This window comes from Paraburkholderia sp. CNPSo 3076, from assembly GCF_026343935.1.
Taxonomy (GTDB): Bacteria; Pseudomonadota; Gammaproteobacteria; order Burkholderiales; family Burkholderiaceae; genus Paraburkholderia; species Paraburkholderia nodosa.
Window position 1 is genome coordinate 18,103 of the sequence record NZ_JAPMAL010000019.1, and the last position, 17,265, is coordinate 35,367.

General features: G+C 64.1%; 15 protein-coding genes and 1 other RNA gene. 6 read left to right on the top strand and 10 right to left on the bottom strand.

Features of this window, described 5'->3' with window-relative positions; translation table 11 throughout:
• Positions 1-4 precede the first annotated feature (4 nt).
• From aroA to gyrA, 7 genes are all read right to left on the bottom strand, one after another.
• Complete coding sequence (gene aroA, locus M3A49_RS22165; RefSeq protein ID WP_266230909.1) at positions 5-1,309, bottom strand: 3-phosphoshikimate 1-carboxyvinyltransferase; 1,305 nt, start codon at positions 1,307-1,309, stop codon at positions 5-7.
• Positions 1,310-1,381: 72 nt separating this feature from the next.
• The gene (locus tag M3A49_RS22170) at positions 1,382-2,371 is read right to left on the bottom strand and encodes a prephenate dehydrogenase (RefSeq protein WP_416338996.1); all 990 of its coding nucleotides are present in this window, start codon (positions 2,369-2,371) and stop codon (positions 1,382-1,384) included.
• Positions 2,358-3,479, bottom strand: coding sequence for a histidinol-phosphate transaminase (gene hisC / locus M3A49_RS22175; protein WP_266230913.1), 1,122 nt, complete (start codon positions 3,477-3,479; stop codon positions 2,358-2,360). Before hisC ends, M3A49_RS22170 begins: the two co-directional genes overlap by 14 nt.
• 129 nt (positions 3,480-3,608) lie before the next feature.
• Positions 3,609-4,694: a prephenate dehydratase gene (gene pheA / locus M3A49_RS22180; RefSeq protein WP_266230915.1), complete on the bottom strand. Its 1,086-nt coding sequence runs from the start codon at positions 4,692-4,694 to the stop codon at positions 3,609-3,611.
• Positions 4,695-4,757: 63 nt separating this feature from the next.
• A complete protein-coding gene (serC, locus tag M3A49_RS22185) occupies positions 4,758-5,840 on the bottom strand; it encodes a 3-phosphoserine/phosphohydroxythreonine transaminase (protein ID WP_266230917.1) in 1,083 nt (360 codons plus the stop codon).
• A 217-nt stretch (positions 5,841-6,057) separates the two neighbouring features.
• Complete coding sequence (locus M3A49_RS22190) at positions 6,058-6,663, bottom strand: DUF2059 domain-containing protein (RefSeq protein WP_028208183.1); 606 nt, start codon at positions 6,661-6,663, stop codon at positions 6,058-6,060.
• A 196-nt stretch (positions 6,664-6,859) separates the two neighbouring features.
• On the bottom strand, positions 6,860-9,469 hold the full coding sequence (gene gyrA, locus M3A49_RS22195) for a DNA gyrase subunit A (RefSeq protein WP_254351966.1): 2,610 nt from the start codon (positions 9,467-9,469) through the stop codon (positions 6,860-6,862).
• Positions 9,470-10,032: 563 nt separating this feature from the next.
• Here gyrA and ompA point away from each other — a divergent pair.
• The 4 genes from ompA (at position 10,033) to ssrA (ending at position 12,871) form a co-directional block, all read left to right on the top strand.
• Positions 10,033-10,677: an outer membrane protein OmpA gene (gene ompA / locus M3A49_RS22200; protein WP_028208185.1), complete on the top strand. Its 645-nt coding sequence runs from the start codon at positions 10,033-10,035 to the stop codon at positions 10,675-10,677.
• 214 nt (positions 10,678-10,891) lie between these two features.
• Complete coding sequence (ubiG, locus tag M3A49_RS22205; protein WP_028208186.1) at positions 10,892-11,590, top strand: bifunctional 2-polyprenyl-6-hydroxyphenol methylase/3-demethylubiquinol 3-O-methyltransferase UbiG; 699 nt, start codon at positions 10,892-10,894, stop codon at positions 11,588-11,590.
• Positions 11,591-11,676: 86 nt separating this feature from the next.
• Complete coding sequence (gene gph / locus M3A49_RS22210) at positions 11,677-12,408, top strand: phosphoglycolate phosphatase (protein WP_266230920.1); 732 nt, start codon at positions 11,677-11,679, stop codon at positions 12,406-12,408.
• A gap of 93 nt (positions 12,409-12,501) precedes the next feature.
• Positions 12,502-12,871: a transfer-messenger RNA gene (gene ssrA / locus M3A49_RS22215) on the top strand.
• Positions 12,872-13,219: 348 nt separating this feature from the next.
• On the opposite strand, the gene M3A49_RS22220 is transcribed toward ssrA, so the two are convergent.
• From M3A49_RS22220 to M3A49_RS22230, 3 genes are all read right to left on the bottom strand, one after another.
• Positions 13,220-13,534, bottom strand: a complete 315-nt coding sequence (locus M3A49_RS22220) for a hypothetical protein (protein WP_266230922.1) — start codon at positions 13,532-13,534, stop codon at positions 13,220-13,222.
• A gap of 37 nt (positions 13,535-13,571) precedes the next feature.
• Positions 13,572-13,838: a hypothetical protein gene (locus tag M3A49_RS22225; protein ID WP_028208188.1), complete on the bottom strand. Its 267-nt coding sequence runs from the start codon at positions 13,836-13,838 to the stop codon at positions 13,572-13,574.
• Positions 13,839-13,950: 112 nt separating this feature from the next.
• Positions 13,951-15,048 (bottom strand): substrate-binding domain-containing protein, encoded by a 1,098-nt coding sequence (locus M3A49_RS22230; protein ID WP_266230924.1) that lies wholly within the window; start codon positions 15,046-15,048, stop codon positions 13,951-13,953.
• A gap of 130 nt (positions 15,049-15,178) precedes the next feature.
• Between M3A49_RS22230 and M3A49_RS22235 the strand changes: the two genes are divergently transcribed.
• Positions 15,179-15,691, top strand: coding sequence for an NAD(P)H-dependent oxidoreductase subunit E (locus M3A49_RS22235; RefSeq protein WP_266231211.1), 513 nt, complete (start codon positions 15,179-15,181; stop codon positions 15,689-15,691).
• Complete coding sequence (locus M3A49_RS22240; RefSeq protein WP_266230926.1) at positions 15,688-17,259, top strand: formate dehydrogenase beta subunit; 1,572 nt, start codon at positions 15,688-15,690, stop codon at positions 17,257-17,259. The genes M3A49_RS22235 and M3A49_RS22240 overlap by 4 nt, the downstream gene beginning before the upstream one ends.
• Positions 17,260-17,265: the final 6 nt, after the last annotated feature.

Genomic DNA, 17,265 nt, shown 5'->3' on the forward strand with positions numbered 1-17,265 from the left:
TGAATCAAGGTTGCGCGAGCGCCAGGAAGCGCTCGAAGTAATCGGGGAACGTCTTGCCGACGCACTTCGGGTCGTTGATGCGCACCGGCACACCGCCGAGGCTCACGAGCGAGAAGCACATCGCCATGCGGTGATCGTCGTAGGTGTCGATCGCGGCGTTCGGCGTGAGTTTCTCGGGCGGACGCACGATCAGGTAATCGGGGCCCTCTTCCACGTTCGCGCCCACCTTGCGCAGCTCCGTGGCCATCGCGGCGATGCGGTCGGTTTCCTTCACGCGCCAGCTCGCGATGTTGCGCAGCGTGGTGGCGCCATCGGCGAACAACGCCGCCACGGCGATCGTCATGGCCGCGTCGGGGATCAGGTTGAAGTCCATGTCGATGGGGTCGAGCCTGCCGTGATCGTTGCCGATCCCGCGCACCTCGATCCAGTCGTCGGCGACCGTGACGTTCGCGCCCATGCGCATGAGCGCCGCGGCGAACGCAACGTCGCCCTGGATGCTCGAGCGTCCCACGCCTTCCACGCGCAGCGGGCCGCCGCCAATCGCGCCCGCGGCGAGGAAGTACGACGCCGAAGACGCATCGCCCTCCACCATGATCTTGCCCGGCGACTGGTAGCGCACGCCTGCCGGGACCTCGAAGCGATGCCAGCCGTGGCGCTCGACCGTCACGCCGAAGCGCTCCATCAGCTTGATCGTGATTTCGATGTAGGGCTTGGAGATCAGCTCGCCGTCCACCTCGACGATCGTCACGCCGTCCTTGGCGCGCACGAGCGGCAGCGTCATGAGAAGCGCTGTGAGGAACTGGCTCGACACGTCGCCGCGCACGCGGATGGGCGCCTCGACCGAAATCGGCGCCGGGCGGATGCGCAGCGGCGGATAGCCTTCGTTTTCTTCGTAGTCGATCTTCGCGCCGATCTGGCGCAGGCCGTCGACGAGGTCGCCGATAGGCCGCTCGTGCATGCGCGGCACGCCGTGAATGCGGTAGTCGCCGCCGTTCACCGCGAGCGCGGCCGTGAGCGGACGCACCGCCGTGCCTGCGTTGCCGAGAAAGAGATCCGCGCGCACCGCCTGGAACGCGCCGCGCGTGCCCTGCACGACGCAGGTGTCGTCCTCGCGCTTCACCTTCACGCCGAGCTTTTCAAGCGCGTCGAGCATCACGCGCGTGTCGTCGGAGTCGAGCAGGTTCGTGATGGTCGTTTCGCCCTCGGCCAGCGCCGCGAGCAGCAGCACGCGGTTCGAGATGCTTTTCGAGCCGGGCAGACGGATCGTGCCGGACGCACGGGTGAACGGTCCGAGATCGAGGTGTTCCATGAGTGTGTCCTGAGAATGCCTGGTGTTGCCTGAGGTTGCGGCGCTCGCGCCGTCGGGCTGAGTCCTGCTTGCTTATTTGCCTGGTGTCATATCGTTGGCCGCCGCCGCGCCCTTGCCGCCGCGCTCCTGCCACGCCTCGCGCGCCGCGCGCGAACGCGCGAACACGGTTTCGAGCGCTGCGCCGTCGCTGGCGTCGATGGCCGCGCGCAGCCTCGCCAGCACGTCAGTGTAGCCGTCGAGTTCGGCGAGCAACGCGGCGCGGTTCGCGAGGCACACGTCGCGCCACATTTCGGGGCTCGACGCGGCAATACGCGTGAAGTCGCGGAAGCCGCCCGCTGCGAACGAGAATTTCAGCTGGGCGTCGGGCGACGCGAGAATCTGGTCGACGAGCGCAAACGACAACACATGCGGCAGATGACTCACCGAAGCGAACACGCGATCGTGCTGCGCGGCCGGCATCTCGCCGATCACGGCGCCCGTGGCGCGCCACATCGCGGCAATGCGCTCGACCGATGCCGGCGCGTTTTCCGCGAGCGGGCACAGCACGACATTGCGGCCGACGTAGAGATCGGGCAACGCGGCGTCGACGCCGCTCGACTCGCGCCCGGCGATCGGATGCCCCGGCACGAACTGGGCGATGCGCGCGCCGAGCGCGGCCCGGGCCGCGGCGATCACGTCGCTCTTGGTGCTGCCGGCGTCGGTGACGATGGTTTCTCGCCCCAGGTGCGGCGCGATGCGCTCGAGCAGTGCCTGGGTTTGCGCAACGGGTGCGGCGATCAGCACGATATCGGCGCCGTCCAGCGCGGCGGCGAGCGCCGCTTCATCGTCGAGCGTCGCGGCGGCGTCGATCACGCCCAGTTCGAGCGCGCGCGATACCGACTTTGCGCTGCGGCCCACGCCGATTACCTGCGCGCCGTCGCCGCCGTGCGAGCCGCGCTCGCGCAACGCGCGCGCGAGCGACCCGCCGATCAGGCCCACGCCGAAAATCACCAGTTTGTTAAACGAAAACGCACTCACGACGTCACCGAAAAAAGTAAAGGTTGCGCGCTCACGGCGCGCCAAGCGCTCGCTCGAGGGCCGCGACGAATGCCGCGTTCTCCTCGGGCAAGCCGATCGTCACACGCAGCCACTGCGGCAGGCCATAGTTGCCCACCGGACGCACGATCACGGCCTGCTTGAGCAGCGCGAGATTGACGCGCTCGCCGGCGCCGTCGTCCGCTGCGTCCTTCGCCACGCGCACCAGCACGAAATTGCCGTCGGACGGCACGTATTCGAGGCCGAGGCGCTCGAACGCCGCGGTGAGCGTGCGATAGCCTTCGGCGTTGAGCGCCGCGCTGCGCTCGAGGAACGGCGCGTCGCCGAGCGCGGCGATGGCGGCTGCCTGTGCGAGCGTGTTGACGTTGAACGGCTGGCGCAGACGGTTGAGCAGATCGGTCAGTTCCGGCTGCGCAATCGCAAAGCCAATGCGCAGGCCGGCGAGTCCGTAGGCCTTCGAGAACGTGCGGGAAACGAGCAGGTTCGGATACCGGCGCACCCACGCGATCGAGTCATAGCACTTCTCAGCCGCCAGGTATTCCGTGTACGCCTCGTCGAGCACGACCGCGACATGCGCGGGCACCTTCGCGACGAACGCCTCGAGCTTCGCGCCATCGACGAACGTGCCGGTCGGGTTGTTCGGGTTCGCCACGAACACGAGACGCGTGTCTTCATCGATCGCCGCCAGCATCGCGTCGAGATCGTGGCCGTAGCGCACGGCCGGCGTCACGATATGGCGGCCGCCGAGGCCCTGAGTCGCGAGCGCGTAGACCGCGAACGAGTACTGCGAATAGACGATCGACTGACCGCGCTCGACGAACGCATGCGCGGCCATTTCGAGAATGTCATTGCTGCCGTTGCCGAGCGTGATCCACTCGGGCGGCACGTCGTAGCGCGCGGCCAGCGCGGCCTTCAACTCGAACGCGTTCGAATCGGGATAGCGGCCCAATTCGCTCGCGGCCTGCACGATCGCACGTTGCGCCGATTCGGGCATACCGAGCGGATTCTCATTCGACGCGAGCTTCACGATGCGCGCTTCGTCGAGCCCGAACTCGCGGGCAACTTCGGAAATCGGTTTGCCGGCGATGTAAGGCGCGATTGCGCGCACATACGAGGGGCCGAATTGCGTGGTCATGCGTCTCTCCAGGGCTCAGGGCGCCGGGCGTACAACGGTCTGTTCCGGACGGATCGGGAAAGGCACGCCGCCCGGCATCCTCATGCGGCGGGCGGCGGTTGGCGGCGGGCCGCCCGCACCTTCCGCGCTCTAGCGCGCGCGCGGATACGAGCCGAGAATCTTCAGATACGCGGCTTTCTTGCTGAGTTCGTCGAGCGCGGCGGCCACGGCGGGTTCGTCGCGGTGACCTTCGAAGTCGATGTAGAAGTAGTACTCCCACGTGCTGCCAAGGCGCGCCGGCCGCGACTCGAAACGCGTCATCGACACGCTGTGGCGCGCGAGCGGCTCGAGCAGCTTGTACACTGCGCCCGGCTCGTTCTTCACCGACACGATCATCGAGGTCTGGTCGCGACCCGTCGCGCCCGCTGGCTGCTTGCCGATCATGACGAAGCGCGTGCGGTTGTGCGGGTCGTCCTGGATCAGCGCGTTCGCGATCAGGAGCCCATAGTGCGTGGCGGCGCGATCGCCCGCAATCGCAGCGACCGTCGGGTCGGCGGCGGCGAGGCGAGCGGCCTCCGCATTGCTCGACACGGGCAGACGCTCGAGCTGCGGCGCGTTCGCCGTCAACCAGTGCTGGCACTGTGCAAGCGCCTGCGGATGGGCGCACACGCGCGTAACGCCACTCAGGTTGCCGCTTTGCGTCATCAGATTGTGCCGAATCGGCAACGCGATTTCGCCACCAATGACGAGCTGCGTTTCGAGGAACAGGTCGAGGGTGCGCGAAACGGCGCCCTCGGTCGAGTTCTCGACCGGCACGACGCCGAACTCGGCGGCGCCCGCCTCGACCGATCGGAACACCTCGTCGATCGACGGGCACGGCAGGCCTTCGATCGACTGACCGAAGTACTGGTACATCGCCTGTTCGCTATAGGTGCCGACCGGGCCGAGGAACGCAGCCGAAATCGTCTTTTCGAGCGAGCGGCTCGCGGCCATGATCTCGCGCCAGATCGCGCTGATGTGATCGTTGCCGAGCGGGCCGTCGCTCATGTTCTGCAGGCGCTCGATCACCTGTTGCTCGCGCTCCGGGCGAAACACCGGCGCGTTGAAATGCTTCTTGACCTCGCCTACTTCGAGCGCGACCGAGGCGCGCTGGTTCAGGAGCGCGATGAGCTGCGCGTCGATCGCATCGATGCGTTCGCGCAGCGGCTTGAGTTGGGAGTTGAGTTCGTCGTCCATGCGTGAAACCGGCAATCTGAAAGGATGCGCGCGGCGCCGCTTCGCCCGGTGAGCGAGGAGCGCTTACGCGTGCTTCGCCTCGAATTCCTTCATGTACTCGACCAGCGCCTTCACTGCGTCGAGCGGCACCGCGTTGTAAATCGATGCCCGCATGCCGCCGACGGACTTGTGGCCCTTCAGCTGCAACAGCCCGCGCTCTTTGGCGCCGGCGAGGAAATCTGCGTTACGTGTTTCGTCGGCGAGGAAGAACGGCACGTTCATCCGCGAGCGCGCGCGGCGCTCCACCTTGTTGATATAGAAGCTGCTCGCGTCGATCGTGTCGTAGAGCAACTGCGCTTTTTCCACATTGCGCGTCTCGATGACTTCGAGACCGCCCTGGCGCTTCAACCACTTGAACACGAGCCCGGCGATATAGATCGCGTAGGTGGGCGGCGTGTTGAACATCGAGTTGTTCGCGGCCACGGTCTTCCATTCGAACGCCGATGGGCAGATCGGCATCGAGCGGTCGAGCAGGTCCTCGCGCACGATCACGACCGTCACGCCCGCCATGCCGATGTTCTTCTGCGCGCCGCCGTAGAGCACGCCGTACTTGGCGATGTCCATCGGGCGCGACAGGATGTGCGACGAGGCGTCGGCCACGAGCGGAATGTCGCCGAGATCGGGAATCTCGAAGGTCTCGACGCCGTCGATCGTCTCGTTCGTGCACAGGTGCACGTAAGCGGGATCGACGGAGAGCTGCCACTCGCTCTTCGGCGGCGAATGCGTGAAGCCGGCCTCGGTGCGGCCCGTAGCGGCGATATGCGCTGCGCCGTACTTGAGCGCTTCCTTTTGCGACTTCTGCGACCACGAGCCGGTGACGACAAAGTCGGCGCGCGGCTTCGAGCCAAACAGGTTCAGCGGTACGATCGCGTTTTCGCCGATGCCGCCGCCCTGCAGAAACAGAATCTGGTGACTGGCGGGCACCTGCATCAGTTCGCGCAGATCGAGCAGCGCCTCGGCGTGGATCTGCATGAACTCCGGGCCGCGATGGCTCATTTCCATCACGCCCATGCCGCTGCCGTGCCAGTCGAGCATTTCGTCAGCGGCCTGACGCAGGACCTCTTCTGGCAATGCTGCCGGTCCGGCCGAGAAGTTGTAGACGCGCATCGTAAAAAGGATCCCCGAGGCAGGCGCTGTGGCAAAAACCGCCGGAAACACGCCAGAAAAAGAAAATGGCCGCTTGCGCTTATCGCGCAAACGACCATTATCGCATTGTCGCCGGGAACCCGCCACGCACGGCGCGGCGGTGGGCTCCCGGTCTATGCGGCCGATCCCGCCCCACCAGGGTACATCATGGTTGCGGTGCCGAGGGCTGACGCCGGAGTTACTTGCCGACCTTGACCGAAGCGACTTCCTTGTCGGCCTGGTCGCGCGTTGCCTTGATCGACTGCGGCATGTACTTCTGCATCAGGCTGTTCACGACGTCGCGACCAACCTGGTCTTGCACCTGAATGAACTTGCGGCCGGTCGGGCTGCGGTAGAACGTGGTCAGGTCCTTGATTTCCTGCGTGCTGTAGTACTTGGCATACGCGTCGTACTGAGCTTGCATGGCGTCCGTCTTGAACGAGTCGGTCGCGAAGACCTGGCCTGCCGAGTCAACCAGCTTCGGCACGGCATTCTTCTGCAGCGACGGAACGGCAGCTTGCTTCTGCTTGTCCGTCATCGTCTTGTTTTCCGAGAGCGCGTCCGACAGGATGGCCGGGACGAGCTGCTTGGCTTGCATCTGGGCGCTGTTACCGATTGCGCCGACGAGCTTCTGTGCGTCGATCGCGTCGAGCAGGTCCTTGATCGCGGCTTGCTTGGCCGGATCGACGGGTGCTGCAGCCGCTGCCGGTGCCTGGGCGGGCGCCTGGTTCTGGAGCGCCTGCGCCATGGCAAACGTCGGCACGAGAGCGGCCAGCAACATCACCTGCTTGAATCGTTTTTGCATCATTACTCCCTTTGAGAAATTAATCGATTTGCGCTGCCGTGCGGACTGCGGGGCGCCGCGTCGCGTTATGCGCCCGCTCACCGGTTCGCCCGGCAAACCATTCATTTCGCTGACACTAACAAGGTTCGCTGAAACCCACCTTAAAGCCCGCGTAAGCGCATCGATTGAACACGCTTCTACGGGCCCGGATGACGCATCATTCTTCGACTTCGCCCGGTTCGCCCTCACCTTCGGCGTCCACTTCTGCGTCCGCTTCGGCGACCTGCTGCAGCCCGGAGAGCTTCGTACCTTCGTCAAGGCTGATGAGTGTAACACCTTGCGTTGCACGGCCCATTTCGCGAATTTCCGACACGCGGGTGCGAATCAAAACGCCCGTGGTGGTGATCAACATGATCTGCGCTTCGGAGTCGACGAGTGTGGCCGCAACCACCTTGCCGTTGCGCTCCGAAGTCTGGATTGCGATCATGCCCTTCGTGCCGCGGCCGTGGCGCGTGTACTCCGTGATCGGGGTGCGCTTGCCATAGCCGTTTTCGGTCGCCGTGAGCACCGACTGCTGCTCGTCGCCCGCCACGAGCAACGCGATGACCTGCTGATTGTCATCGAGCTGCATGCCGCGCACGCCGCGCGCTTCGCGGCCCATCGGGCGCACGTCGTTCTCATCGAAGCGCACCGCCTTGCCGGAGTCGGAGAACAGCATCACGTCGTGTTCGCCGTCGGTGATCGCAGCGCCGATCAGGTAGTCGCCGTCGTCGAGACCGACCGCAATAATACCCTTGCGCAGCGGGCGGCTAAAGGCTTCGAGCGGCGTCTTCTTCACCGTGCCCAGCGCCGTGGCCATGAAAACAAACTTGTCGGCCGAGAATTCCTTGATCGGCAGCACGACGGTGATCTTCTCGCCATCCTGCAGCGGGAACATGTTGACGATCGGACGGCCGCGCGAGTTGCGCGAACCCTGCGGCACTTCATAGACCTTCACCCAGTACACGCGGCCGCGATTCGAGAAGCACAGGATGTGATCGTGCGTGTTGGCGATGAAGAGCGTATCGATCCAGTCGTCGTCCTTCATCGAAGTCGCCTGCTTGCCGCGACCTCCGCGCTTCTGGGCGCGATATTCCGACAACGGCTGCGATTTCACGTAACCGGCATGCGACATGGTCACGACCATGTCCTGCGGCGTGATCAGGTCTTCGGTGTTCAGCTCCGTGGCGTTCATCTCGATCTTCGAGCGGCGGGCGTCGCCGAATTCGCTCTTGATCGAGGTGAGTTCGTCGGAGATCATCGTTGTTACGCGCTCGGGGCGCGCAAGGATGTCGAGCAGGTCGGCGATCTGCGCCATCACTTCGCGGTACTCGCCGATGATCTTGTCCTGCTCCAGGCCGGTCAGGCGCTGGAGGCGCATTTGCAGGATTTCCTGCGCCTGCGTGTCGGACAGACGGTAAAGGCCGTCGGACTGCATACCATATTGCGGGTTCAGCCCTTCCGGACGGTAGGCTTCGCGCCCGCCCGCCGCCGCATTGTCCTGCTCTGCGCGCGCAAGCATCTCGCGCACGAGCGACGAATCCCACGAGCGGTTCATCAACTCCTGCTTCGCGATGGGCGGCGTGGGCGCGGCCTTGATGAGCCCGATGAAATCGTCGATGTTCGCGAGCGCAACGGCGAGACCTTCGAGCACGTGGCCGCGTTCGCGCGCCTTGCGCAGTTCGTACACCGTGCGACGCGTGAGCACCTCGCGGCGATGCGAGAGGAAATGCTCGAGCATTTCCTTCAGATTCAGCAGCTTCGGCTGGTTGTCCACCAGCGCGACCATGTTCATGCCGAACGTGTCCTGCAGCTGCGTTGCCTTGTACAGATTGTTGAGGATGACCTCGGGCACTTCGCCGCGCTTGAGCTCGATCACGACACGCATGCCGCTCTTGTCGGATTCGTCGCGAATATCGGAGATGCCTTCGAGCTTCTTCTCGTTGACGAGTTCGGCAATGCGTTCGAGCAACGAACGCTTGTTCACCTGATACGGCAGCTCGTCGACGATGATCGCCATGCGCTGACCGCGATCGATTTCCTCGAAGTGCGTGGCCGCGCGCATCACGACGCGGCCGCGGCCGGTGCGATAGCCGTCGCGCACGCCGGCGACGCCATAAATAATGCCGGCGGTCGGGAAATCGGGCGCGGGAATGATCTCGATCAGCTCGTCGATCGTCGCCTGCGGGCTCTTCAGCAGATGCTGGCAAGCGTCGACGACTTCGTTGAGATTGTGCGGCGGAATGTTCGTGGCCATGCCGACCGCGATACCCGACGAACCGTTGATGAGCAGGTTGGGAATGCGCGCGGGCAGGATCTGCGGCTCGCTCTCGCTGCCATCGTAGTTCGGCCCGAAGTCGACCGTTTCCTTGTCGATGTCGGCCAGCAGTTCGTGGCCGATCTTCGCCATGCGGATTTCGGTGTATCGCATGGCGGCGGCGTTGTCGCCGTCGATGGAGCCGAAGTTACCCTGGCCGTCGACCAGCATGTAGCGCAGTGAGAAGTTCTGCGCCATCCGCACGATCGTGTCGTAGACAGCCGTGTCGCCGTGGGGGTGGTACTTACCGATGACGTCGCCGACGATACGCGCCGACTTCTTGTAAGCGCGGTTCCAGTCGTTATTCAGCTCGTGCATTGCGTAGAGCACGCGCCGGTGGACAGGCTTGAGGCCGTCACGAACATCCGGAAGTGCTCGCCCGACGATCACGCTCATCGCGTAATCGAGATACGAGCGGCGCATTTCCTCCTCGAGGGAGATTGGCAGAGTCTCTTTGGCGAATTGATCCATTATCGATGTCTTATTTGGGCACGCGGTGTGCTAACGCCTCGCCCCAATTAGAAGAGCGGAGGTCGCCGCAGTCACCGCGGGACGCCCAGCTGTCGCATGGACGCCGCGGACGCAGCGCATCACGCGATTCTACCATGCACGACACCCTCGCCCGCCGCCTGCGTATACCTAGTAGAGGAGTGAAGTCGAAGCGCTCAAAAGCGCCTTGAGCGTGGCGCAAACGCCGCAGTGCGAACCGGAATCAAATGCATCGCCACCGATTTGGATGACAATGTGTGACACTCCCGCTACCCAGGCGCAATACCAGGTTAAATTAAGGGAACTTTTTTGTTGCGGGCGTACCACGTTCGACTAGCCGCAGTGAAAGGGACGGATTTTTTTTATCGTCGGAGGGGAACGATATGGCAAAATGCCAACGCACAAAGTTAGACACTGCTCGAAGTCTACACAACGCAAAGCGTTCCCCACAACTTGCCAATGTTATACTTCGAGCAATGTATGACTTGTCTTCGTCATATGGCTCGCAGTAAACCTGCGGTAATCTCAAATTCGAGAGGAGAAATATGAATAAACTTTCAAAGCTCGCGTTCATTGCAGCTACCGCAGTTGTGGCTGCATCCGCTCAGGCACAATCGGTGCCGGCGTCGCGACAAGCCGTCAATGACAACTGGGTGAATGGTACCGGCGAATACGTGTGGATGAACGGCACGAACGAGCTTTGCTGGCGCGATGCATTCTGGACGCCGGCCACCGCCAACGCCAAGTGCGATGGCGCCCTGGTCGCCCAGGCACCGCAGCCGCCGGTCGCTCCGCCGCCGCCGGCCATCACCAGCCAGAAGATCACGTACCAGGCTGATGCCCTGTTCGACTTCGACAAGGCCATCCTGAAGCCGGCTGGCAAGGAAAAGCTGGACGACCTGGCAAGCAAGATCCAGGCTCTGAACCTCGAAGTCGTCGTCGCGACGGGCTACACCGACCGTATCGGCTCGGCTGCCTACAACGACCGTCTGTCGCTGCGCCGTGCGCAAGCCGTCAAGTCGTACCTGGTCAGCAAGGGCGTTCCGGCAGAGCGTATCTACACGGAAGGCAAGGGCAAGCGCAACCCGGTTACGACGGGCTGCAACCAGAAGAACCGCAAGGCTCTCATCGCCTGCCTCGCACCGGACCGTCGCGTGGAAGTCGAAGTCGTCGGCACGCAAAAGCAGTAATCGCGAGCTCTCGACCGCAAGTCTCAAAAGCCCCGCTTTGGCGGGGCTTTTTTTATCCCGCGCTTTATCCTTCTTTCATTTCGCCTGTCTCCGCGCGGCTTCATCGTTCTGGAAAGCTTGACGGCACGGCGCAGCATTTTGCTGCTCTGTGCACCCGCCTATATACTTGGGGTCTATTCTTTCCGACCCGCACCGCGCTTCAGGCTGCCACGACATGACGAACGCCGATCCCCACGAGCTGCAGAAATTCAGCGATCTCGCTCATCGCTGGTGGGACCCGAACGCCGAATTCAAGCCGCTGCACGAACTCAACCCCATTCGCCTGAGCTGGATAGACAGCCATGCGCATCTGCCGTCCAAGCGTGTGCTCGACATCGGCTGCGGCGGCGGCATTCTCTCCGAATCGATGGCGGGGCTTGGCGCGACCGTGAAAGGCATCGACCTGTCGCGCGAGGCGCTCGGCGTGGCCGACCTGCATAGCCTCGAGAGCGGCGTGACGGTGGACTACGAGCTGATCGCGGCCGAAGCGATCGCCGAGCGCGAACCGGCGTCGTTCGACGTCGTGACCTGCATGGAAATGCTCGAACACGTGCCGCAGCCCGCCGAAGTCGTGAAGGCCTGCGCAACGCTCGTGAAGCCAGGCGGCTGGGTGTTCTTTTCGACGCTCAATCGCAACGTGAAGTCGTATCTTCTCGCCGTGATCGGCGCGGAATACATCGCGCAGATGCTGCCCAAGGGCACGCATGACTACGCGCGCTTCATCCGCCCCTCGGAGCTTGCAGCGTTCGTACGCGACGCCGGAATGCACGTCGCCGAGATCAAGGGCATCACGTATAACCCGCTCACGCGGCACTTCGCGCTTTCGAACGATTCCAGCGTCAATTACATGATCGCTTGCCGGCGCGGCGCCTGACGGCGTTTGCGCGAGCGGCGCCGCCGGATCACCCTGCTCCGGCGGCATTTCCTGCACATCGGCGCGCCGCGCCATCGCTTCCAGACATGAACTCACCCACGAACGCCCAATCTGCCGCGGACAGCGCCGCAGCGCTTGCCGCCTGTGACGCCGTGCTGTTCGACTTCGACGGCACGCTCGCCGACACGGCCCCCGACCTCGCCGCCGCCGTCAATCAGATGCGCCACGCGCGCGGCCTCGCGCCCGCGTCGCTCGAGAAGCTGCGTCCGCTCGCTTCGGCGGGCGCGCGCGGCCTGATTGGCGGCGCGTTCGGGATTGGCCCCGACGATCGCGAATTCGCCGCCATGCGTGAGGAGTTTCTCGCCAACTACGAGGCGAATCTGCGCATCGAGACGGTGCTCTTCGCGGGCATCGACGCAGTGCTCGACGACCTCGACGCCCGCGGCGTGCGCTGGGGCATCGTGACCAACAAGGTCGCCCGTCTCACCGAGCCGCTCGTGAAACTGATGCACCTGGACACGCGCGCGAGCTGCGTGGTCAGCGGCGACACGACGCCTTACTCCAAGCCGCATCCGGCGCCATTGCTGCACGCGGCCGAGGCGCTCGGCATTGCGCCGCAGCGCGTGGTCTACGTTGGCGACGATCTGCGCGACGTGCAGGCCGGCGCCGCGGCGGGCATGGCGACGATTGCCGCCGCATACGGCTACTGTGGCAATGACGTACCGCCCTCGCACTGGAACGCGCAATATGTCGCCGACACCACGGCGACGCTGTTCGCCCTGCTTCAGCACATCGGCAAGCCGTCTGAGGCGATGTAAAAGCGGCTTTTGATCGCGAACAGCCGCGCGCGCCCTTGAACCGGGCGCGGTTCGCCTCATATGGCGAAATATGGGATAATTGTTCCTTCCTCTGGGGCCGACCTGGTTTCGACAGGGGTTATGAAGTAATCAGGGCATGCCGAGGACCCGTCACCTCGTTAATCAATGGGAAAAACGTAACTGCAAACGACGATACGTTCGCACTGGCAGCCTAACGGCCGCCGTCCTCTGCCTGGCTCACTGACGGGCTAGCGTCGCAAGACCGGTAGCAATACCGCCAGAGGTCATTTACGTCAGTTAAGCCTTGGTGGCGTCACGACGCCAAGGTCGAAAATTTAGTGAATCGCCGTAGCGCAGCGTGTTCGTCCGCGTCGCTGCGGTTAAATCAAATGACAGAACTACGCATGTAGAACTGCTTATGGACTGCTTCTGGACGCGGGTTCGATTCCCGCCGGCTCCACCAGAATTTGACGATAAAACCCCGTAAGATCAAGACTTACGGGGTTTTTGTTTTTTCTGGCCCATCATGCAGCCCATCATCTGGCGGGGGCTAGCAGGTTGCTGAAATACCGTTTTGCAGGGTGCTTAGAAGCAGTTTTCAGGGGTGACCTACCCCTTACCGGAGTCGCGCGAGCGGCATGCAGGACTTCCTATGAGGTCGGGAATTTTTTGTGAAGCCCTCCCGGAAGGTATTTCAGCAACCTGTTAAGCATCGCACCGACCGGCACCGCCAGCGGGACGCGATGCGGTTCCCCCCTTTCATCCGCTCGCCGGGGATCGTCCAGATTCCGGCGTCGAGGTCGAACTCGTCCTAGGTCGCGCCGCGCACTTCGCCGCTACGTAACGCAGTGAAAATCAGGAACAGCAGCGCCGACCGCGTGCTATCGCCAGGCTCGATATCACGCAACTGCGCCTTCGCGAAGGCCGGAATATCGCGCCACGGCATCGCCGGTTGATGCCGGCTCCACCAGATATTTCCGGTCGTCCACGACGAGCGGACTCGAGCCCCGGCGCCGCAAGGCTGTCGGGGCTTTTTACTTGCCACAGTCCTGACGCCGGCCGCGCCGCCAAAGCGCACACAAAAAAACTCGCGACAGCCCATTCGGGCCTCGCGAGTTTTTTTCATGCCACCGGCGGCGCAACTTTCGCGCGCCTCTAGATCATCAATTGTCCTGCGGGCACTGCAGATTACAGCCGTTCTGATCACCCAGATCGCCACGCTTGCGTGCGGCAGTCGGCTTGCCATGCTGATACTTGGCCGACGGCGCCGAAGCGGCGAACTGCATTTGCGGATGCTCGTTGAACTTGAATTGATCGCTCAGAATGCCACCAGGCACGCCCGGCGAGTTCTGCGCAAAGGCAACGTTGAATGTAGCCAACAACGCTGCCGCCGTAGCGGCAGCAGCACCAACTTTGAGGACAAATTTCATGGTCGATCGGCGCGGCGAGTGCGCATCTGAAACGTGAGAGCGAATACAAACTGAAAGTATCACAAAAAGCGCCTCAGTCTGCAGCATAGTCTGGCGAATCTGTTGCCTTCTATTACAACGCCCGCGCCTCGCCCTCACGCGGCCCGCCCCATGCGGCTTCGAGTTCCACCACGTCGCCGCACGACGCCGGATCGTATCCCTCCAGTTGCGCAACGGACGCACGGAACCCCGCGCCGCGCAGCAAACCCAGTACGGTCGCCAGTGGCTCGTGCGCAAGATGGCCGCGATCACACGCGAAATAGTAGTCTTCGTCGGCGATTTCGATGAAATCGAGCCCGAAATGGTGCGCGGCCGGCTCCACGCCGAAGCCCACGTCGGCCATTCCGCTCGCCACGAATGCGGCGATCGCCGAATGCGTGAGCTCCGACGACGCGTAACCGTTCACGCGCTCGGGATCGACGCCAATGCGTGTGAGCAGCAGATCGATCAGCAGGCGCGTGCCCGAGCCCGGCTGCCGGTTCACGAAGCGGATATCGCCGCGCGCGAGGTCGGCGAGACCTGTGACCTGCTTCGGGTTGCCGCGACCGACAAAGAGTCCCTGCTTGCGCTGCGTGAGATGGATGAGCACGTGCCGCTGTGGATCGAGCCAGCTGCGGTAGGCGTTGGCACAGGCGGCCCGAAAATCGCCACGCGGCAGGTGAAAGCCTGCCAGATCGCATTCACCGCGCGCGAGCGCCGTGATCGCGTCCACGCTGTCGCGGTACTTGATCTCCACGGGCACCTGGTCGGCGACGAGCGCCGTCACGAGCGCCGCCACCGCGTAGCCGTGCGAAGCATGGATGCGCAGATCCTGCGCATCGGGCGCGAGCCAGCGGTTCAGGTCGCTCGCCACTTCACTGGCCAGCGCCTCGAGGTTGCCCTGCAGCCGCTCCCCGCATAGACGCTGCGAGCGCAGAACCGCCTCGCCCAATTCGGAGAGCACCGACCCGCGGCCACGCGCTTTCGCGATCAGCGCGCCCCCCAGGCGCTCCTCCACTTCGCGCAAAACCCCCCACGCATGGCGATAGGACAAACCCTTACGCTGCGCGGCCTGCGCAATGCTTCCTTCCTCGGCGACGAGCGCAAGCAACGGCACAACGTCCGTCAGGCTTGCCTCGCGGCCTTCCGCGTCGCGCACGACTAGCTGCGAATGGCACTCGACCTTGATCATTATGAAATATTCCTTCCTATTGCGTCCGCCTTTCCACGGGCCTATTGTTCGGTCAGACAACAAGACAACCGCAGCATAGATGCACAGTTTATGAATAACAAGTGCATATATGCCCAGGAGATGCCCCATGATGGAAGAGACAACTGTTAGCGCGCCGGGCGATCTCGTCCTGCGTCACGCGCAGCCAGGCCGCACGCTGCTTGCGATCCTGCATGCGATCCAGGACGAAGTCGGTTTCGTGCCGCCAGCCACAGTCGCGCCGCTCTCGAAGGCGCTGAATCTTTCGCGCGCCGAGGTCCACGGCGTGATCACCTACTATCACCATTTCCGCACTGCCCCGCCCGCGCCGGTCACGGTCCAGCTGTGCCGCGCCGAGGCCTGCCGCAGCATGGGCAGCGAGGCGCTCGCGCAGCACGTCGAGGCCCATACCGGCTGCCGGTTCGGACAGCACGGCCACGACGCCGAACACGCGCACGCGCATGAAGGTCCAGTCGCGCTGGAGTCCGTCTATTGCCTCGGCCAATGTGCGCTCTCGCCCGCCATGATGATTAACGGCACGTTGCACGCAAAAGTGACCCCGCAGAAGTTCGACAAGCTCTACGCTGCCGCGCTCGCGACCGTCCGCACCGAGGAGGCCGCATGACATGCATCTACGTTCCCCGTGACTCCTCGGCCCTCGCGCTCGGCGGGGATGCCATCGCCGAGGCCATCGAACGCGAAGCCGCCGCGCGCGGCGCGAGCATCGAGATCGTGCGCAACGGCTCGCGCGGCCTGCTCTATCTCGAACCGCTCGTCGAAGTTCAAACGCCCGATGGCCGTGTCGGCTATGCGAACGTCGAACCCGATGAAGTGGGCGCACTCTTCGACGCCGGCTTCCTGCAAGGCGGCCAGCACGCACGCAGCGTCGGCCTCGTCGAGCAGATTCCGTATCTGAGCAAGCAGCAGCGCCTCACGTTCGCACGCATCGGCATTACCGACCCGCTTTCCACCGACGACTACGCCGCCCACGGCGGCCTCGAAGGATTGCGCAATGCGCTGAAGATGACGGGCGCCGATATCTGCGAAGCACTGGTCGAGTCGGGCCTGCGTGGCCGCGGCGGCGCGGCGTTCCCGGCCGGCATCAAGTGGCGCACGGTCGCGAATGCGCAAGCCGACCAGAAGTACATCGTCTGCAATGCCGACGAAGGCGACTCGGGCACGTTCTCCGACCGCCTCGTCATGGAAAGCGATCCGTACGTGCTGATCGAGGGCATGACGATCGCGGGCATCGCGGTGGGCGCGACCGTTGGCCATATCTACGTGCGCAGCGAGTATCCGCATTCGATCGCGGCGCTCGAGGAAGCCATCCAGCGCGCGCGCGCGGCGGGCTGGCTCGGCGACGACGTGCTCGGCAGCGGCAAGCGCTTCGAGCTGTTCGTGGCCAAGGGCGCGGGCGCTTACGTGTGCGGCGAGGAAACGGCGCTGCTCGAATCGCTCGAAGGCAAGCGCGGCATCGTGCGCGCCAAGCCGCCGCTGCCGGCGCTCGCCGGTCTCTACGGCAAGCCCACGGTCATCAACAACGTCATCACGCTCGCCACGGTGCCCATCATCTTTGCAAAGGGCGCGGCGTTCTACAAGGACTTCGGCATGGGCCGCTCGCGCGGCACGCTGCCGTTCCAGCTCGCGGGCAATATCGCGCGCGGCGGGCTCGTGGAGCTTGCGTTCGGCGTGACGTTGCGCGAACTGATGGTCGACTACGGCGGCGGGACCGCGAGCGGCCGTCCGGCCCGCGCCGTGCAGGTGGGCGGCCCGCTCGGCACCTATTTGCCGGAAAGCCAGTGGGACATTCCCATGGACTACGAAGCGTATGCGGCCGTTGGCGCGGTCGTGGGTCACGGCGGCCTCGTCGTGCACGACGACACGTCGAATCTCGCCGAACTCGCCCAGTACGCCATGGAGTTCTGCACGCTCGAATCGTGCGGCAAGTGCACGCCATGCCGCATCGGCTCGACGCGCGGCGTCGAGGTGATCGCGAAGATCCGCAAGGGCGACACGTCCGAAAAGCAGGTCACGCTGCTGCGCGACCTGTGCGACACGATGGTGTCCGGCTCGCTGTGCGCGATGGGCGGCATGACGCCCTACCCCGTGATGTCCGCACTCAACCATTTCCCGGAAGATTTCGGTCTCGAACCCGTCGCCCAACACGCAGGCCAACAACCGGCGGCCGCCTGAACGAGG

Coding starts and splice junctions, on each gene's coding strand:
- aroA (WP_266230909.1), bottom strand. CDS start 1,309: ATGGAACACCTCGATCTCGGACCGTTCACCCGTGCGTCCGGCACGATC.
- hisC (WP_266230913.1), bottom strand. CDS start 3,479: ATGACCACGCAATTCGGCCCCTCGTATGTGCGCGCAATCGCGCCTTAC.
- pheA (WP_266230915.1), bottom strand. CDS start 4,694: ATGGACGACGAACTCAACTCCCAACTCAAGCCGCTGCGCGAACGCATC.
- serC (WP_266230917.1), bottom strand. CDS start 5,840: ATGCGCGTCTACAACTTCTCGGCCGGACCGGCAGCATTGCCAGAAGAG.
- M3A49_RS22190 (WP_028208183.1), bottom strand. CDS start 6,663: ATGCAAAAACGATTCAAGCAGGTGATGTTGCTGGCCGCTCTCGTGCCG.
- gyrA (WP_254351966.1), bottom strand. CDS start 9,469: ATGGATCAATTCGCCAAAGAGACTCTGCCAATCTCCCTCGAGGAGGAA.
- ompA (WP_028208185.1), top strand. CDS start 10,033: ATGAATAAACTTTCAAAGCTCGCGTTCATTGCAGCTACCGCAGTTGTG.
- ubiG (WP_028208186.1), top strand. CDS start 10,892: ATGACGAACGCCGATCCCCACGAGCTGCAGAAATTCAGCGATCTCGCT.
- gph (WP_266230920.1), top strand. CDS start 11,677: ATGAACTCACCCACGAACGCCCAATCTGCCGCGGACAGCGCCGCAGCG.
- M3A49_RS22220 (WP_266230922.1), bottom strand. CDS start 13,534: ATGAAAAAAACTCGCGAGGCCCGAATGGGCTGTCGCGAGTTTTTTTGT.
- M3A49_RS22225 (WP_028208188.1), bottom strand. CDS start 13,838: ATGAAATTTGTCCTCAAAGTTGGTGCTGCTGCCGCTACGGCGGCAGCG.
- M3A49_RS22230 (WP_266230924.1), bottom strand. CDS start 15,048: ATGATCAAGGTCGAGTGCCATTCGCAGCTAGTCGTGCGCGACGCGGAA.
- M3A49_RS22235 (WP_266231211.1), top strand. CDS start 15,179: ATGGAAGAGACAACTGTTAGCGCGCCGGGCGATCTCGTCCTGCGTCAC.
- M3A49_RS22240 (WP_266230926.1), top strand. CDS start 15,688: ATGACATGCATCTACGTTCCCCGTGACTCCTCGGCCCTCGCGCTCGGC.